We start from the raw sequence: 16553 nt of genomic DNA on the forward strand, positions 1-16553 counted from the left end.
TACCTCCTAATATCTGATATCCTGATTTTACCATTTACTATCGGTGGGAGGGAAGTATTTATCGCTTCGCCGTGAGCGGTCGCAATTGCTTGACCCGAGCCAAAACAATCCAGCCGAGCACGGCCCCCGTCACACTCGAAGCAAGGAAAGCTGGGAAGAAGAACAGCGCCCCGAACTCGCTCCCCATCAATAACTTGGCATACGGGACGGCGACGAGCGAAGCGATAAGGCCGGTCCCGATGACTTCACCACATGCGGCGAAGGCTACGCGGTTCGTCCTCATATAAAAGATACCGGCGAGCAGTGCGCCAATCATACCACCAGGGAACGCGAGGAGCGATCCAGTACCGGTCATGACACGGACGAGTCCGGTCACGAACGCGACGAGCACGGCCCCGATCGGTCCGACGGTGACGGCGGCGATAACGTTCACCATATGTTGAATCGGATAAGCACGGGCGACACCGGTCGGAATCGAGATGAACAGAGAACCGATGACGGCGATGGCGACGAGCATCGCCATCCAAGTGAGTTGTTGAATTCGCATGAATAAGTCTCCTTTCGAAATGAAAACGCCACTTCTCCAAGTGGAAAAGTGGCGTGGAAAGACAGACGAATCCCACACCACTTCCCTACGCTGGTATGAGCCAGATCAGGTTCGAAGGGTCCGGCGCATGCCGTCTCAGCCCGAAGGCTCCCCTAGTGGTCGTTTATTACGTTAAGTATAGCATACCGTCATTTGATGCGGTCGAGCTTTCTTGGTCGGAACGTGACATAGATTGTGCCGACGAACAGGCCGTATAACAAAAGGGAGAAGACGAGATTGATTAACCATGGGAGTGTCCCCATGAACACGGCGACGGAAGCGTTTTGAAACCAGACGAGCGCGAACGACAGCCCGATGAAGCTGATGACAAGCGTTGTCCAAAAGCCGATGTCCCGGCGCTTGAACAGACGCCAGACGAGTAGCCCGATGAGGACACTGACGACGGCCGTCGCCCCTAAATACATATACAAGATGGCATCGACCGGGTATGAGTAATACACAACGTCCATATCGTTTCCTCCTAGGAGATGATGAAAGAAAGGGTGAACAGGATGAGTCAGGCAATTCCATGGCGTGACCGAGCGTTTCGTGAACGGTTCGAACGATGGATTGAGGCAAACGTGCCGAATGCGAGGTGGCACGTGATCAAAGATACCGATTTGACGTACTTGCTTGTTGGCGCGCTCAATGAGGAACGTTACTACGCCAAAGCGGTGACCGATATCAGCCGCGGCGAGGCCGGATTGTCGGCGTTTCTTGCCGAGCGGTATCCTGATTTCGTGCCTGACGTCATCGCCATCGATTCAGCCCGGAACTGGTTGCTCATGCGAGACATCGGCGGAGACGCGTTACGTGAACGACCGGACGTGAGTCGATACGAAGCGGCGTTGCGTCAATACGCACAGCTGCAGCGACAGGAGATCGACCAGATCGAGACCTACTTGTCTTACGGCATCCCGGACCGCCGACCGGCCAAGTTGAAGGGCGAAATTCGCACGTATTTACCTGAGCTCTGCGCCGGGCTCGAGCAATACAAAGCCGAGGCCGTGCTCGCGCTTCAAGATGAATTGATTGCCATGTGCGATGAGCTGGCGACCGGGATGCCGATGAGTCTTGAGCACGGTGATTTGCACGGCGGCAACATCTTCTGGCGGGAACGGACGAATGATTTGTGTATCCTCGACTGGGGCGACGCGACCGTCACGCATCCGTTTTTCAGCGTGCGCGTGTTTTGGAACGCGCTGTACGACTTATTGCCGGAAGAAGACGAGGTTGCCTGGTATAAACAGATTCAAACGATGCGTACGGTTTACTTGGAAGCGTGGAGCGGCGTCGCACCCAAGGACGTACTTTGGCGTCATCTACTGATCGCCGAGGAGCTCGGTTGCGTCTATCGTGCCTTGTCGTGGCATGTGTATGTGACGAGATACCGGTACGATGTAGCTGAGTCGAGCGATAAGCCGGCGCAATGGCTCAATTTGCTACTCGAGTACCGGGACTTGAAACGACGCTTCCGATAAGTCATTCATGTTTCTCGAGTAGGTTTTCATAATCCGTCTCGCTCCAAAACAGCGGAGCAATCGACTCCGGACCTTTGAAAATCTCACCGTCTCGGTCGTAGACGATTGCGTAGCCACCCTCGACTTCAAAGACGATCAAGTCGGCTTTCACTTCCTTGACCCCGTTCCCAGCGATGATGACATCTTTGAGCGGGTCGCGCGCCACTTGTACGCCCCATTCGTCGAGCTCGACGATGAGCGCGGACGTATAGGCGTGGCGGTTATAGAGCGCCTGGAACTCGTCTTGTGTCAAAACGACGTCCGTCGGGGGGGCACTCGTTCCGTATTTTCGTTTCTCAATCTCTTCGACGAATTGAAGGAACGACGCTTCTTGCCAAAACAGCGGCGCGACCGATTCGGAACCGTTGGCGATGTCTCCATTTTCACTCTCATAGACGGTGGCGTATGTGCCGTCATCGAGTTTGAACGGATGGATATCGGCGTATGTATGATGGATGCCGTCGCCGGCGATGACGACGTGCTCGAACGTCTCGCGGAACGGGGTGATTCCATCGTTCTCGAGGGCCTTCAAGAGCGGCGGGACTTTTTCGTATTGGTCGAACACGTCCTTGAAGTCTTCGCGCGTCCATGTGGTGATTTCTTCGGACGATGGCTCGTTTGTATCAGCCGGGACGATTGGTTTCTCGACTGGATCCGTGCATCCGGTAAGCAAGAACACACTGAATCCGAGCAAGCCTAGGCGTCTCATTAATCAAACCTCCTAAGAAAGTTACATTTTTTCCCTATTATCAATGAGCGTAGCACGTTTACGTCTTTGTGAGAACCTGGGTACTTTCTCGTTCAGGGGTGTCGCTGTAAGTAGCGGTCGAGTGCCTCGTGAAACCTTTGTTGCTGCTCGACCGGGATGTCATGCTCGGATGCGGCCCCATAGCGAATCAGATGATAGAGCGAGGCGTCGATGTCCGTCAGTTCGATGCGCTCGAACCAGTCGATGAGCGTCTCATTCGTCTGAAGCTTTAGCTCAGGGGCGAGTGAGGCGTTGAACGTGATGAGCCAATCTCTCAGTTCGATATTCGTGAGCAGCGGGAACGTCTGTGCCTCGATCGAGGCGTCCGCGTTGAGGGACAGTGGCACCGGAGCATCCGGCCTAGACGAGAACGTGAATCTTTCCCACCGTCGACGACGCAGCCATCGATGCACGCCATAGACGGTCAACCCGATGGCGGCGAGGAAGGCGAACAATGTGCCGAGTCCGCCGGGGGCATCACCATTCCCGCTACCAAATTTGAATTTGAGCATGTCTTGCTTCTCTTGCCGTTCTCCAGCTTTTCCAGGCTCATCGGTCGAACCTAAATCAATACCATCTTTTGGTGGAGGATTCTCATCTTCTTCTCTGCCCATCTCGGTCACGCTAACTGGAGATGAGGTGTTAATCGTTTGAAACCAACTGAACGTCTCCTTGCTGACAAAGACAAACATCACAACGAGACAAGCTGTCACAATCAAGAACCCGATAAATCGAGACGACCACTTCATGTTCTACCTCCTTACCAGAATGTTCAGACTATTTATTGTCTATATTACCATAAACAGGTAAACTTCGAATAAGACATATACTAACGGAGGGGAACGACATGGGAATCGAAGCAGTCATTAAACAGTTGAATGAAGTGTATTTAGGAAAAGATGAGGTCGTCCGGCTCTGCTGCACGGCCCTTCTCGCCGAAGGGCACATCTTGCTTGAGGACGTTCCGGGCACGGGGAAGACGTTGCTCGCCAAAGCGATCGCCGGCAGTTTGGACGGGTCATTCTCGCGCATCCAATTTACGGCCGATTTGCTCCCGTCCGACGTCATCGGGACCGACTACTTCAATATGCAGACGCAAGGCTTTGACCATCGGCAAGGTCCGATTTTCGCGAACATCGTCCTGATTGATGAAATCAACCGGGCCGTCCCGCGCACCCAGTCCGCGCTGCTTGAAGCGATGGAAGAACGACAAGTCTCAATCGGCGGGAAGACTTATCCGATGCCGAAACCGTTCTTCGTCATCGCGACGCAGAACCCGATTGAATCGGCCGGGACGTTCCCGCTCCCAGACGCGCAGCTCGACCGATTCCTCATCTCGATTCCGGTCGGCTATCCGGAAGCCGCCGAAGAGCGAGAACTGTTGTTGCAAGTGTTGACCGAGACCCGCAAACACATCGAGGCCGTGACGTCACTCGCCTCGCTGCAAGAAGCGCAGGCCGAGACGAGACAAGTCGCGATTCAGGACGATGTCCTCGACTATATGCTCGGTCTCGTCCATGCGACCCGGGCACACGCGTCCGTCGAGGTCGGAGTCAGCCCACGCGGCGCGATCGCGCTGCTCCGCGCTTGTCAAAGCTATGCCTATTTGGCCGGCCGACTGTACGTCATCCCGGAAGACGTCAAAGCCGTGGCGCCGTACGTGCTCGCCCATCGCATCAGCTTGACGCTCGAAGGCGGCATCAAGTCGACGAAAGCGAACGTCGTCGCGCACATTCTGGACACGGTGCCCGTGCCGGTCGAGGGCTGACGGATGATTCTGTCCACGCACGCTTGGTTGCAGCGCCGGCTCCTCCCTATATATCTCGTGAGCGGAGCCATGCTCGTGTTCTTCCCGTACGTATACGGATTGGGTTACATATGCTTCATTGTAGCGAGTGCGATTTGGATGCTCGAGCGGACGCGGCAACAACTCGAGCGGCACATCGATCTCCGGTTCACGCAATACGAAGAATTGCTGTTTGTCGGAGATGAGAGCCGGATCGTGTTAGTGGTCGATGGGGTGGACGAGTTGGATCGGCTCGGACTACCGCTACGGATTCGCCTGAAGTCGAGCTCGGGAATAAGCTTTCCGGCGCATGAGCGCCTTCCGAACGTGCTCGACTATGAGGTCGATGTCAGTCGCGCCCGCCACGAATTGGTCGTGCGCGCTGAGTATCGCGGACCAGCCACGTTCGAGGAATGCGTCATCGCCGTCACGCTCCCGTTCCGACTCGGGACGTATTTATATGAACGACCGGTCGATATAGAGTGGACCGTCCTTCCATCGCTCCTGTTGCATCCACCGGTCGGGACGAAACGGTTAGCGCTCGGGGACCGGCCGCTCTTGGCGTCACCGCTTCGAAATCCGTTGCAACTAATCGGGTCGAAACCGTATGAAGGGGAACCGGTGAAGGAGATCGATTGGTACGCGACCGCCAAACTCGGACGACTGCAGTCAAAAGTATTTCAACAGACGACGCTCGATACGTTCACGTTCGCCTTGGATTTGAATGGTCCGTCCGGTTATACGCTCCATCACGACTTTGAATCGCTCATCAGCCAAACCGCCTTCGTCACATCGCGCCTGTTAAAAGAGGACTGCAAAATCGAGTTGTTCTTGAATCGATTCAATGAGGATGGGACGATGCTCCATGTCCCGCTTCAGGAAGGCGAGCGCGGCATACGCTTCATCTTGCTGCAGTTAGCGACGATTCACCCAGGCAATCGCTTCATCTCGACAGACGCCTTTACGCGGATGGTCGAGCGAAAACGATTGAAGCAAAGCCACCTCGTCTGGTTCAATCAACACAATCTGTACGATTGAACAGGGAAATGTCGGATTTTGGCGAACTCTTTACGTATGAATTGGGTCAAAAGGAGAGAGACATATGCCAAAACGGAAATTTGCCAATCGTCGAGACTGGGAACGGATTTTGCAACATCGCTACGCGCAAATGGAGGTACATGATGACCGTTTCTCCGGGACCGTCGCCTTGTTTCAAATCGATGCGGTCCGCGCACCTCAATATAAAATGCACAAGGGAGAAGAGTTCATCGTCGCCGATGCCGGTTACAGCTGGCTCCAATATTTCCCGGACGACGAGCCGTTCGGTGTGACCGTCATGTTTAATGATGAAGGACACATCGTTCAATGGTACATCGATATCGTCGAAGCAATCGGATACGAGGACGGAATCCCGTATATGGACGACTTGTTGCTCGACATCCTCATCTTCCCGAACGGGGACGTCGTCCGCAAAGACGAGGACGAGTTCGAGGAAGCGACGGAGGCCGGAGAACTGACGACGGAGCTCATCGAGCAGGGCTGGCGTGACTTCCATGCGACGCTCGATCGGATTGAACGTCGGGACTTCGTCTATTTCGACTTGGCGAACGAGCATTACACCGAGTTGAAGCAAAAACTTTGAACGGCCTGTTCCCTTTGGTACAGTGAAAGAAAAAACAGGGGGACGAATCATGAAAATCATCAATACCGAGACGTGGTCGCGCAAGAAGCACTACGAATTCTTCAAGGCGTTTGACGCCCCGCATTTCAATGTGACGGCGAGCGTTGATGTGACGAAGTTACATACGCACGCCAAACGGACGGGCCAGTCGTTCTTTAAACTGTTCTTGTACGGTGCCGTCAAGACGGCGAACGCCATCCCGGAGCTTCGCTACCGCATTCGCGGCGACAAGGTCATCGAGCACGACGTCGTGCATCCCTCGTTTACCGTCATGATGGACGATGACGTCTTCAACTTTTGCACGGCGACCTATAAAGACGCGTTCCCGGACTTCATGGAAGAAGTGACGGCTCGGATGAGCGGGGCGAAACGGGAAGTCGTCGTCGGAGACGATGAGCCGGACAGTCTGCTTTACATCACGAGCGTGCCTTGGGTCACGTTCACGAGCATCAGCCACCCGACACACGACCAACAGCATGATACGGTGCCGCGCATCGCCTGGGGCAAATTCACGGAGACCGGTGACCGGATGACGATGCCGCTCTCGGTCCAAGCCCACCATGCCCTCGTCGATGGCGTCCATGTCGGTCGCTATTACGAATTGTTGCAAGCGTGGCTTGATGACTTGAGTGACTTGGAAGTCCAAACTCCTGAAGAGAAGGGGCTCGACGAAGCGATTCGTCTCCGTGAGAACGGAGAGCTCGAACGGGCGAAGCAGCTGTTCCTGATGTTGCTCCGGCAAGACGAGAAGAATCCGCGCCTCCATGCCCATTGCGCTTCGTGTTATGACTCGCTCGGTGAAGAGCGTCAAGCCGTCCCACATTATGAACGGGCGATTCGGCTCGGGCTCGCCGGCGAAGAGCTCCGTGAGACGTATATCGGACTCGGTAGCACGTACCGGGCGCTCGGCCGCTACGAGGACGCTGAGGCGTTGTTCACCAAGGCGATTGAACAGTTCCCAGACATCGGGGCGCTCAAAGTATTTCAAGCGATGACCCATTATAATCTCGGGCGCCACACTGAGGCGACCGGTACGTTGCTCGAACTGCTCGCAAGCCCGGAGCCGGATGACAGCATTAAACGGTATCGTCGCGCCATCGCGTTTTATGCGCGTAACTTGGACGAGACATACGATTAAGGAGAACCGGATGATCACACTTCAACCGATTACAGAACAAAACTGGTACACGTGCTGTCAGCTCACTCTGAGTGACGAGCAACAAGCGTATATGGAACCGAATGCGATTTCGCTGCTGCAAGCGATGTATGAACCGACGCTGCGGGCGTATGCGATTTAGGAGGACGAGACGATGGTCGGGTTTCTCATGTACAATACGGTACTCGAAGAGTTGGACGCGCGCTGGGTGTATCGCATTATGGTCGACCATGCGCACCAACGAAAAGGGATTGGACGCAAAGCGACCGAACTCATGCTGGAAGAAGTAGGGCAGCTCGGCACCGAACCGATCGTCGTCGGTTACCATCCCGATAATAGGGGCGCGCATCGATTATACGAAAGCTTGGACTTTGTCGACGAAGGCAATCGCTTCGGGCGGGAGATGGCGGTCATTCGGCGCAGATGAAAAGACGAGGCAACTCGTCTTTTTTTTTTTGAGACAAATTGATTGACCCATCAAACTTACCGTGTTATATTTATCTCGAATTAAAGATAATGAAATTTAAAGTATTGTTTTCTCTCAGTAGAGGAGGGGAACACATGGAAGAACGACAAACGTTAAAAGCGATTACGGTGTTGCTTCGGGCCTCACAGTCGATTCAAGACGTGGTCAAGCAAGAGGTTGCCGAGTACGGGCTGAACCCGACCGAGTTCTCGGTGCTCGAACTGCTGTATCATAAAGGCGATCAACCGATTCAAACGATCGGCAAAAAGGTATTATTGACGAGCGGGAGCATGACGTACATCGTCGACCGGCTCGAAGCGAAAGGCTACTTGATTCGCAAAGCCTGTCCGAGCGACCGGCGCGTCACGTATGCGGCGCTGACGGAAAAAGGGCGCACACTCATGTCTCGCATCTTTCCGGCCCATGAACAACGAATGGACGAGCTGTTCGACGGTCTCGATTTAGCAAATACAATTACTCAATTGAAGACGGTCGGCAAACGCGCCGAAGCGTCAAAAATTTTTAACTGATTATCTCGAAATCAAGATTTTAAGGAGCGATTCGAATGAACCATGTAAAAGGAATTCACCACGTGACGGCGATTACGAGCAGCGCCGAGAAGAACTATGACTTCTTTACGAACGTCCTCGGAATGCGCCTCGTCAAAAAGACGGTCAACCAAGACGACATTCAGACGTACCACTTATTTTTCGCCGATGACAAAGGCAGCGCTGGAACAGATATGACGTTCTTCGATTTCCCTGGCATCCCAAAAGGCGTGCATGGGACGAATGAAATCGCCAAGACGTCGTTCCGCGTCCCGACCGACGAGGCACTCACATATTGGGAACGTCGCTTCGACCGCCTCGGCGTAAAGCATGAAGGGATTCAGGAGCAGTTCGGTAAGAAGACGCTCGCGTTCGTCGACTTCGACGAGCAGGCGTACCAGCTCATCTCAGATGAGTTCAACGTCGGTGTCGCGTCAGGCGAACCGTGGCAAAACGGCCCGGTGCCGCTCGAGTACGCCATCACGGGTCTCGGTCCAATCTTTATCCGCATCGCGGATTTTACGTATTTCAAACAAGTGATGGAGCAAGTCATGTTGTTCGAAGAAATCGGACAAGAAGGCGACGCGCATCTCTTTGAAGGAGGTGAGGGTGGAAACGGGGCGCAAGTCGTCGTCATTCATGACGAGACGTCACCAGTCGCGCGCCAAGGGTTTGGAACCGTGCATCACGTCGCTTTCCGTGTCGATGACCGCAGTGTCCTCGATGAATGGACGGCACGATTGCAACAGTTCGGGTTACCGACATCAGGCTATGTCGACCGCTTCTTCTTCGAATCGTCTTACGCACGGGTCGCGCCGCAAATCCTGTTCGAATGGGCAACGGACGGACCAGGGTTCATGGGCGATGAACCGTATGAGACGGTCGGTGAGAAATTGTCACTCCCGCCGTTCTTAGAACCGAAGCGGGAACAGATTGAAGCGATGGTTCGACCGATTGATACGGTCAGAAGTACAAAAACGTTTGAGAAAGAATATGAGGGCATGAAATGAGCTTTTTAAATCGTTTGTTCGGTAAACAAGAAGAACCAACCAACTCACAAGGAGGAACTAACATGTTGAAAATTGGAATCGTACTCGGATCTACTCGTGAAGGACGCGTCAGCCCGCAAGTCGGAGAATGGGTGAAAGAAATCGCGAACAAACGCGGTGACGCTAACTATGAAATCATCGATATCGCAGACTACAGCCTCCCGCTTCTCGGCGAGCCAGGCGGCGACGCAACAGGTGCCGCGGCATGGTCTGAGAAAATCGCGGAAATGGACGGCTTCGTCTTCATCGTCCAAGAATACAACCACTCGATTACAGGTGCGCTCAAAAACGCCCTCGACTACTTACGCAACGAATGGCATAACAAAGCAGCCGGCATCGTCTCATACGGTTCGGTCGGCGGTGCGCGTGCGACAGAACACTTACGCGGCGTGTTGAGCGAGCTCTTGATCGCCCACGTCCGTGTCCACCCAGCGCTCTCGCTCTTCACAGACTTCGAGAACGGGACACATTTCGCACCGAAAGACGTTCAAGTCCAATCGGTCAACGACATGCTCGATCAGCTCGTCCCATGGACAGAAGCGATGCAGACGGTCCGTACGAAAGCGGCAGAAGCTGCGAATAACTGATGACTCGACCAGCCTTTTCACGAGGCTGGTTTTTTTGTGCGCTTTTTAGTCGGGTCGTGTAGAGTGAGAGGAGAAGAGGAGGATGGACATGTGGACTAGAAAAATCATCGCGGCGTCACTTACGACCCCGGTTTATTCGTTCTTGTTGGCATGTTGGGTCGTCATCCCGCAATATCCGGATAGCGGAGGGATAGCGGACACGGTGAACGGGCTTCTCATGTTGACGGCCACCTATTTGTCAGTCAGTTTCCCGGTCATCGTCACGTACGGGGTGTTGACATCAGTGTTCAGCGACTGGGTGGCACGCCGAATGTCGATGCGGTTCGAGCCGCTCGTCTCGTTTGGCTTACATATCGGGTTCGGACTTGTTTTGCTCTGGCTTGGTGCAGGAGCGGCAGTTTTATATTGGATGATTGACCGCTACTTGTCGCATAAAGACTGTCGATTCGAAACGAGACAGGCTTGGTCGAGTCTCATCATCCCAGTCGGTGTCGTAGTGGCGGCTTTTGGCATTGTCTATTTGGGCGGTGTGATGCAAGACGTGATGCATCGTTTATAAGGGTGAAAGTTGGCAGGATAGGGAACAAAGAAAAGACATATTTGCAGAGTTGAAGGAGGAATCGTGATGAAATGGATGATTTATGGGGCGAACGGATATACAGGCGAACTGATTGCCCGTCAAGCGGTGAAACAAGGGATGACACCGGTGCTCGCGGGTCGGCGTGCGGACGCGATCGCCAAGCTCGGGGAGGAGCTCGGGTGCGAGACGCGCGTCTTCAACTTGTCGCTTGATAAGGCGACACGCCAATTGGAAGACATCGACCTCGTGTTACACTGTGCCGGACCGTTCGCCGATACGAGTCGGCCGATGGTCGAGGCGTGTCTCGCCACGAAGACACATTACTTGGATATTACCGGGGAAATCGAGGTGTTCGAATACATCCACTCGAAGAAACGGGCTAAGCTCGCGCAAGAAGCGGGCGTGTTGCTCTGTTCGGGTGTCGGCTTCGACGTGATTCCGACCGACTGTGTGGCCCGGAAGCTGAAAGAGCTGATGCCGGACGCGACGAATCTCGCACTCGGTTTCTCGGCCGCCGCCGGTATCTCACGCGGGACGCTGAAAACAGCCATCCGTGGGCTAGGGTCGAGCAGTGCCGAACGAAAAGATGGCGAATTGACACCGTTTCCGCTGGGCGAGAAACGTCGTCACATCGATTTCGGACGCGGCAAGAAAACGGCCATCGCCATTCCATGGGGAGACGTCTCGACCGCCTATTATACGACGGGCATTCCGAACATCACGACGTGGGTCCCGGTCCCTACGGCTTACGCTTACGGGGCGCGTCTTTTGTCTTGGTTCGGTCCGATTCTCGGCAGCGACGCGGTGCAAGGGAAACTGCTCCGTTATGTTGATGAACATGTGAGCGGACCGGACGAGTCAGAACGGGAACGCTCCTCGACGTATGTCTGGGGCGAAGCGACGAACGCCTCAGGACGTAAAGTGATCGTCCGCATCAAGACGGCGAGCACATATGCCTTTACCGTGTACGGGGCGCTTGAGGTCGTGTCACGACTTGTCAGTTCAGGCCGTGTCATCCCTGGCAGCTTCACACCGGCGATGCTGTTCGGATCACACTTCATCGAAGAGATTGAAGGGTCATCCTCGTTTGTCGTTGACGAGGTCCGGCTTTGAGTGAGCAATGGGATTTAGTCGACGGAGAGCGGCGTCCGCTCGGCAAAACGCACGTGCGCGGCGAACAGTTAGCAGTGGACACGTATCATACCGTCATCGAGGTGTTCACGTTTGATGTGAACGGAAACGTGTTGCTCTCGCAACGCCATCCAGGCAAGACGCACCCACTTCTTTGGGAAGGGACGGGTGGTTCCGTTCTTGCCGGTGAAACGAGCCGTGACGGTGCCATTCGTGAACTTGGTGAAGAGATTGGTCTCTGGATCGAACCTGACCAGTTGGAGTGGGTGGCGACGTTACGCCGCGAGACATATTTTCTAGACCTGTATCGCTATCAAACCGATACTCCGCTGCAACTTGATGACTTGGTGCTTCAGGAAGACGAAGTCGTAGCGGTTCGTCTCGTCGATTGGTCAGAATTGATGGCCCTGGATGATCTCGTCCCATCTGTCCGGGAACGGTTACTTCGATTTGAGTCAGACTTGCGTCTCGCCTTGTAACGGAATCACAATCTGTTCGCAATCGAAGTGTGGTAAACTCAGGGGAGATTAGTGGGGAGGGAACGAGATGAGACGCTTAGAACTAGCCAGGCGGATCGAACGCATCAAAGCGGAAGGGACGTCTGCCTATATTCGGCATCGGAAACAGTCTTCTCCCTATGAAGGTTCGGAATTGATTGTCGAAAACAAAGGCCACGTCTTTCGGATGGGCAATACGAGTTTTGCGGTCGGCTTCGGTTTGAATCGACCGACCAGTTTTTACGATTTGCACCAGATGGAGAAATGGGTACGCGGCAAGAACGTGTCCCGCCTACATATCGAGGTTTGTCCGCTCGCGGACATGTCACTCATTCGGTTGCTCCAAGAGCGAAACTATACGCTCGACCACTTCCTGGACGTGTGGTTGCTCGACGTGAACACGTTCGTATTCCCGGATATGGAGCATACGGTCGAACGCGTGCACGCCGATAACGTGAACGAATGGGCTCGGGCCATCGCGGCCGGCTTCGCCGAGACCGGGACGGTCATGCAAGAGACGATTGATACCGCGAAAGGCTTCTACGCGTTACCCGAAAACCAGGCGTTTCTCGTCCGCGAAGGTGAGATGGCCGTCGCTGGTGGGATTCTTGCCGTCCAGGACGGAATGGGCGAACTGTTTTTGACGAGCACGATTCCCGCTTATCGGGGCAGAGGCTATCAGACACAGCTCATCTTGGAACGGATTGCGGCCGCAAAAGCAGCCGGTTGCCAGTACGTGACCGTGACGACGAAAGTCGATACGGCCTCGGGACGGAACATGGAGCGCTTAGGATTCATTCCGTTTTACCAGAAAGCCGTCATGAAAAGCCCAATTCTCAAATAAACAGGTCGCCCCGCGGGGCGACCTGTTGTTGTTAAAGTAATGATTCGGCACCGTCGACGTACACCTCAGAGCCGGTGACGTGACTCGACATGTTGCTCGCGAAGAACAAGACGACGTCCGCGACTTGTTTGGCCGTGCCGGATTTCCCGGCCAACGGTTGATTTCCTTCCGGATACTCGATCGGGATGACGATTTCTTCGAGCAAGGCGTCATCGCGATTCGTCGAGTCATCGATGTTCGTGTCGATGGCCCCCGGGCAAATCGAGTTGACGCGAATGCCGAATTGGGCGAGCTCGGCTGCTGCCATTTTGGCGAATCCGGTCTGGCCGGCTTTCGTCGTCGCATAGCCGCTGAACCCAAAGTTTTTGAAGTAACGGTTTCCGTTGATAGACGACGTGATGATGACACTGCCGCCTCGTTCTTTTAAATGAGGGATGGCATGTTTCACCGTCAAGAACGTGCCCGTCAAGTTCGTCTCGACGACACCGTTCCAATCTTCGAGCGACAAGTGCTCGATTGGTGTGATCGTGCCGTTTCGTCCTGCGTTCGCGAAGACGATGTCGACGCGGCCGAAACGTTCAACCGTCTGCTCGTACGCTCGTTTCATCTCGTCTTCGTTCCCCACATCGGCACTGATGCCGATGGCACGCTCTTCTCCAATCAGAGTCGCAAGTTGTTCCGCGTCTTCTAAGTTCAAATCGACGATGGCGACTTTCGCCCCGGCTTGGACGAACCGGATGACAGTGGCACGTCCGATTCCAGATGCCGCGCCTGTGATGAAGGCGACCTTCCCCGATAACAATGTATTTGAAATCATTCAATTCGCTCCTTTCAGCTTCCTGTTCTCATATTCCACCGTTCTATGAAACCTAAGCCCGTTTTCTGAAAAAAGGTGAAACGACTCATTCGGGTTGAACGTGAATCGATACCGCGATTTTCAACTTGGCGTCGCGATCGAGTTCGACCGTGACGACTTGTCCGACCCGGAGTTGTTGCACATCGTTCGCTTCTCCTGTCACTTTCGTTCGTTCGTTGATTAATATTGTCTGCAACGTTAACTCGTCGTCTGACAAGTCATGTGGTCCAATCATCAGCTGTGGGATGTCAATCTGTTCGATTCGACCTTCGATTTGATGGTCGTCCCATGTGCTGATCCAATAAACAGCAACTAAAAAAAGACCGATAAATGCCAGAGCAAAGATGAGTCGGGTTCTCATGGTGTTCCTCCTCTGTGCGATTCCGGTACGGTGGTTTCCAATAGTTATTTACCCGGTTTGCAGGAATTCTATAGTGCCTTTTTGACAGGATTTTCAATTGTTGACGCGGAATAAAACAAGACAATTTGAAGAGTGGAGGCGCTGAGGATGGTTCTAATCGGAATGATTGGATTAATCGTTTTAGGATTGGTGGCATTCGGCTGGTGGACAATCGGGTTTCCACGGCGACGGATGTGGGGTGGCGTATTGTTGCTAGGCGTGGCTTTGCTTTTTTCGCCACTGTTGCTCGTCGTGAGCGGGGAACGATTCGGTTTTGATGGCGTGATTGCAGGGTTGGTCGGATTGTCATGTGTCATCGGAGGCGGTTTCTTCTTTCTCACACTTGGTTGGACCGGACGGCCGCAGAAAATCCGAAAAGTACGGACCCTTTCGGAAGACCCTGATTTGTTTTGAACCAGGTTGTCATCCGACTCTTTAAACTCGTACAGTGAAGGCATCGCACTTGATGGAGGGATGACTGTGTTAACGAAGAAGCACCCCCCGGCGTTACGACCGGGAGACACGATTGGAATCATCACGCCGTCGTTCCCGGCACCGGCACGGTTCCCGGAACGATACACGCGCGGAATCGAACAAATGAAACGGATGGGATTCATCGTTCGTGAAGGCTCATGCACGCATCGTTCGGAAGGGTATCGCTCGGCCTCGATTCAAGAGCGGGCCGAAGAGTTCAACGCGCTATTGCGTGACCCGGACGTCAAAGCGATCATCAGCACGATTGGCGGGACGAATTCGAACTCGCTCTTGCCGTATATCGACTATGAGGCGTTGCGACGTCAGCCGAAAATCATTATGGGCTATAGCGATGTCACGGCGCTCCTCCTCGCTTGTTATACGCAGACGGGAGTGACGACGTTTTACGGTCCGGCCATCGTGCCGTCGTTCGGGGAATACGAGACGATGTTCGCGGATGGGGAACGTTACGTGCGAGAGGTGCTCGGTTTAGAACGGACGGCACCGTATACGCTCGACGTGCCCCGAGAGTGGACCGAGGAGATGATTGATTGGTCGACCCAGGACCGGGAGAAGACGTTCCGTCCGAATGACGGCTGGCTTACCCTTCGAGACGGACAGGCCCAGGGGCGGTTGATTGGCGGGAACATGAACACGATGACCGGCTTTTTAAAGTCGGATTATTTCCCTGATGTGACCGGTGCGATTCTCTTTTTAGAAGACTCGTTCAAGACGATGGCGGACGAGGAGCGTTCCCTCAGCATGCTCAAGCTCGCCGGGGTATTCGACGTCATCAGCGGTCTCGTCATCGGCAAGCATGAACATTTCGATGCGGCCGGCGCGCCGTTCTCATTTGAGGACTTGTTGCTCGAAGTGCTTGGAGACGTCGACTTCCCGATTTTGACGAACGTCGATATCGGGCATACGTTCCCGTCCCATGTGTTTCCGATCGGCATCGAAGTCGAACTTGACGCGACGGCGGGAACGATCACCTTTTTAGAGAACGGGGTGATGCCATGATCGAGTTCATCACAATCGTCGACCACCGTCGGAAGAAAATCGGCTTGAAATCAAGGGCGGACGTTCATCGGGACGGGGATTGGCATGAGACGTTCCACTGCTGGATGATGGATCACGACCGCCTCCTGTTACAGCTTCGCAGCGATACGAAGGCAGATTTCCCCGCGTTGTTCGATATCACGGCCGCCGGGCACTTGACCGCCGGGGAGACCGTTCGTGACGGGGTGCGCGAGATTCAAGAAGAGTTAGGACTCGAATTGACACTCGACCAACTGACCCCGCTCGGCGTCTTCGAAGACGTCATCGAGACGGATACGTTTTTAGACCGCGAGTTCGCCCACACGTACGTCTATGCGTATGATGGCGAAGCGTTCACGTTGGACGAAGCGGAAGTGGCCGATGTCGTCTCGGTCGAGATCAAGGCGCTGCACGCACTGATTGACGGGACGAAATCCGAGGTGGAGACGACATCGGTCATCTCAGGAGATACCCGGGTCGTGACGAAACGCGATCTCGTACCACACCCGACCAACTACTGGGAGCAAGTGCTGGCGGGTGTAAAAACCGCTCAAGAGGAACGCCATGATTGAAGTCCTATGGCAACTGCTTCACGTCGTGCTCGTG

Annotated in this window: 21 protein-coding genes, 1 pseudogene and 1 riboswitch; of the genes and pseudogenes, 16 read left to right on the forward strand and 6 right to left on the reverse strand. The window is 54.3% G+C overall.

Annotated elements, in window-relative coordinates; translation table 11 throughout:
• Window positions 1-58 precede the first annotated feature (58 nt).
• Window positions 59-547 carry an energy coupling factor transporter S component ThiW gene (gene thiW, locus KNP84_RS12620; RefSeq protein WP_214718902.1) on the reverse strand — a complete coding sequence of 163 codons (489 nt, stop codon included), beginning with the start codon at window positions 545-547 and terminating at the stop codon, window positions 59-61.
• Between the two features lie 65 nt (window positions 548-612).
• A riboswitch (TPP riboswitch) is annotated at window positions 613-711 on the reverse strand.
• Between the two features lie 24 nt (window positions 712-735).
• Window positions 736-1056, reverse strand: a complete 321-nt coding sequence (locus tag KNP84_RS12625) for a hypothetical protein (protein WP_214718904.1) — start codon at window positions 1054-1056, stop codon at window positions 736-738.
• Between the two features lie 42 nt (window positions 1057-1098).
• On the opposite strand from KNP84_RS12625, the gene KNP84_RS12630 reads away from it, so the two are divergent.
• Window positions 1099-2067, forward strand: coding sequence for an aminoglycoside phosphotransferase family protein (locus KNP84_RS12630; protein ID WP_215114900.1), 969 nt, complete (start codon window positions 1099-1101; stop codon window positions 2065-2067).
• A 1-nt stretch (window position 2068) separates the two neighbouring features.
• Here KNP84_RS12630 and KNP84_RS12635 read toward each other — a convergent pair whose 3' ends face one another.
• Window positions 2069-2815 (reverse strand): hypothetical protein, encoded by a 747-nt coding sequence (locus KNP84_RS12635; RefSeq protein ID WP_215114901.1) that lies wholly within the window; start codon window positions 2813-2815, stop codon window positions 2069-2071.
• Between the two features lie 92 nt (window positions 2816-2907).
• Window positions 2908-3603, reverse strand: a complete 696-nt coding sequence (locus KNP84_RS12640; protein WP_214718909.1) for a hypothetical protein — start codon at window positions 3601-3603, stop codon at window positions 2908-2910.
• Window positions 3604-3701: 98 nt separating this feature from the next.
• Here KNP84_RS12640 and KNP84_RS12645 point away from each other — a divergent pair, with 98 nt between their 5' ends.
• The 12 genes and pseudogenes from KNP84_RS12645 to KNP84_RS12700 all read left to right on the forward strand — a co-directional run bounded on the left by KNP84_RS12645 (window position 3702) and on the right by KNP84_RS12700 (window position 13179).
• Entirely contained in the window at window positions 3702-4622 is a 921-nt protein-coding gene (locus tag KNP84_RS12645) for an AAA family ATPase (protein WP_215114902.1), read from the forward strand.
• A 3-nt stretch (window positions 4623-4625) separates the two neighbouring features.
• Window positions 4626-5678: a DUF58 domain-containing protein gene (locus KNP84_RS12650; protein WP_215114903.1), complete on the forward strand. Its 1053-nt coding sequence runs from the start codon at window positions 4626-4628 to the stop codon at window positions 5676-5678.
• Between the two features lie 64 nt (window positions 5679-5742).
• Window positions 5743-6282, forward strand: a complete 540-nt coding sequence (locus KNP84_RS12655) for a ribonuclease FAU-1 family protein (protein WP_215114904.1) — start codon at window positions 5743-5745, stop codon at window positions 6280-6282.
• Window positions 6283-6331: 49 nt separating this feature from the next.
• Complete coding sequence (locus KNP84_RS12660) at window positions 6332-7459, forward strand: tetratricopeptide repeat protein (protein WP_215114905.1); 1128 nt, start codon at window positions 6332-6334, stop codon at window positions 7457-7459.
• 10 nt (window positions 7460-7469) lie between these two features.
• Window positions 7470-7904, forward strand: a pseudogene (locus tag KNP84_RS12665) (GNAT family N-acetyltransferase).
• Between the two features lie 134 nt (window positions 7905-8038).
• Complete coding sequence (locus tag KNP84_RS12670) at window positions 8039-8473, forward strand: MarR family winged helix-turn-helix transcriptional regulator (RefSeq protein WP_029594465.1); 435 nt, start codon at window positions 8039-8041, stop codon at window positions 8471-8473.
• 35 nt (window positions 8474-8508) lie between these two features.
• A complete protein-coding gene (locus KNP84_RS12675) occupies window positions 8509-9501 on the forward strand; it encodes a ring-cleaving dioxygenase (protein WP_029594467.1) in 993 nt (330 codons plus the stop codon).
• Window positions 9498-10127, forward strand: a complete 630-nt coding sequence (locus KNP84_RS12680; RefSeq protein ID WP_031199947.1) for an NADPH-dependent FMN reductase — start codon at window positions 9498-9500, stop codon at window positions 10125-10127. Before KNP84_RS12675 ends, KNP84_RS12680 begins: the two co-directional genes overlap by 4 nt.
• An 88-nt stretch (window positions 10128-10215) precedes the next feature.
• Complete coding sequence (locus tag KNP84_RS12685) at window positions 10216-10686, forward strand: hypothetical protein (RefSeq protein ID WP_131472161.1); 471 nt, start codon at window positions 10216-10218, stop codon at window positions 10684-10686.
• Window positions 10687-10752: 66 nt separating this feature from the next.
• Window positions 10753-11820 (forward strand): saccharopine dehydrogenase family protein, encoded by a 1068-nt coding sequence (locus KNP84_RS12690; RefSeq protein ID WP_021065885.1) that lies wholly within the window; start codon window positions 10753-10755, stop codon window positions 11818-11820.
• Window positions 11817-12317 carry an NUDIX hydrolase gene (locus tag KNP84_RS12695; RefSeq protein WP_035385626.1) on the forward strand — a complete coding sequence of 167 codons (501 nt, stop codon included), beginning with the start codon at window positions 11817-11819 and terminating at the stop codon, window positions 12315-12317. The genes KNP84_RS12690 and KNP84_RS12695 overlap by 4 nt, the downstream gene beginning before the upstream one ends.
• A 67-nt stretch (window positions 12318-12384) precedes the next feature.
• Window positions 12385-13179: a GNAT family N-acetyltransferase gene (locus KNP84_RS12700; RefSeq protein ID WP_215114907.1), complete on the forward strand. Its 795-nt coding sequence runs from the start codon at window positions 12385-12387 to the stop codon at window positions 13177-13179.
• Between the two features lie 31 nt (window positions 13180-13210).
• Here the strand turns inward: KNP84_RS12700 and KNP84_RS12705 are convergent, their stop codons facing one another.
• Both KNP84_RS12705 and KNP84_RS12710 read right to left on the reverse strand, forming a co-directional pair.
• Window positions 13211-13996 (reverse strand): SDR family oxidoreductase, encoded by a 786-nt coding sequence (locus KNP84_RS12705; protein ID WP_021065888.1) that lies wholly within the window; start codon window positions 13994-13996, stop codon window positions 13211-13213.
• 85 nt (window positions 13997-14081) lie between these two features.
• A complete protein-coding gene (locus tag KNP84_RS12710) occupies window positions 14082-14396 on the reverse strand; it encodes a hypothetical protein (RefSeq protein ID WP_029594473.1) in 315 nt (104 codons plus the stop codon).
• A gap of 147 nt (window positions 14397-14543) precedes the next feature.
• On the opposite strand from KNP84_RS12710, the gene KNP84_RS12715 reads away from it, so the two are divergent.
• From KNP84_RS12715 to KNP84_RS12725, 3 genes are all read left to right on the forward strand, one after another.
• A complete protein-coding gene (locus KNP84_RS12715) occupies window positions 14544-14849 on the forward strand; it encodes a hypothetical protein (RefSeq protein ID WP_021065890.1) in 306 nt (101 codons plus the stop codon).
• 66 nt (window positions 14850-14915) lie between these two features.
• Window positions 14916-15929 carry a S66 family peptidase gene (locus KNP84_RS12720; protein WP_353049112.1) on the forward strand — a complete coding sequence of 338 codons (1014 nt, stop codon included), beginning with the start codon at window positions 14916-14918 and terminating at the stop codon, window positions 15927-15929.
• The gene (locus KNP84_RS12725; protein ID WP_215114909.1) at window positions 15926-16519 is read left to right on the forward strand and encodes an NUDIX hydrolase; all 594 of its coding nucleotides are present in this window, start codon (window positions 15926-15928) and stop codon (window positions 16517-16519) included. The genes KNP84_RS12720 and KNP84_RS12725 overlap by 4 nt, the downstream gene beginning before the upstream one ends.
• The last annotated feature ends 34 nt before the right edge of the window (window positions 16520-16553 follow it).

The organism is Exiguobacterium sp. s70 (genome assembly GCF_018618315.1).
Classification (GTDB): Bacteria; Bacillota; Bacilli; order Exiguobacteriales; family Exiguobacteriaceae; genus Exiguobacterium; species Exiguobacterium chiriqhucha.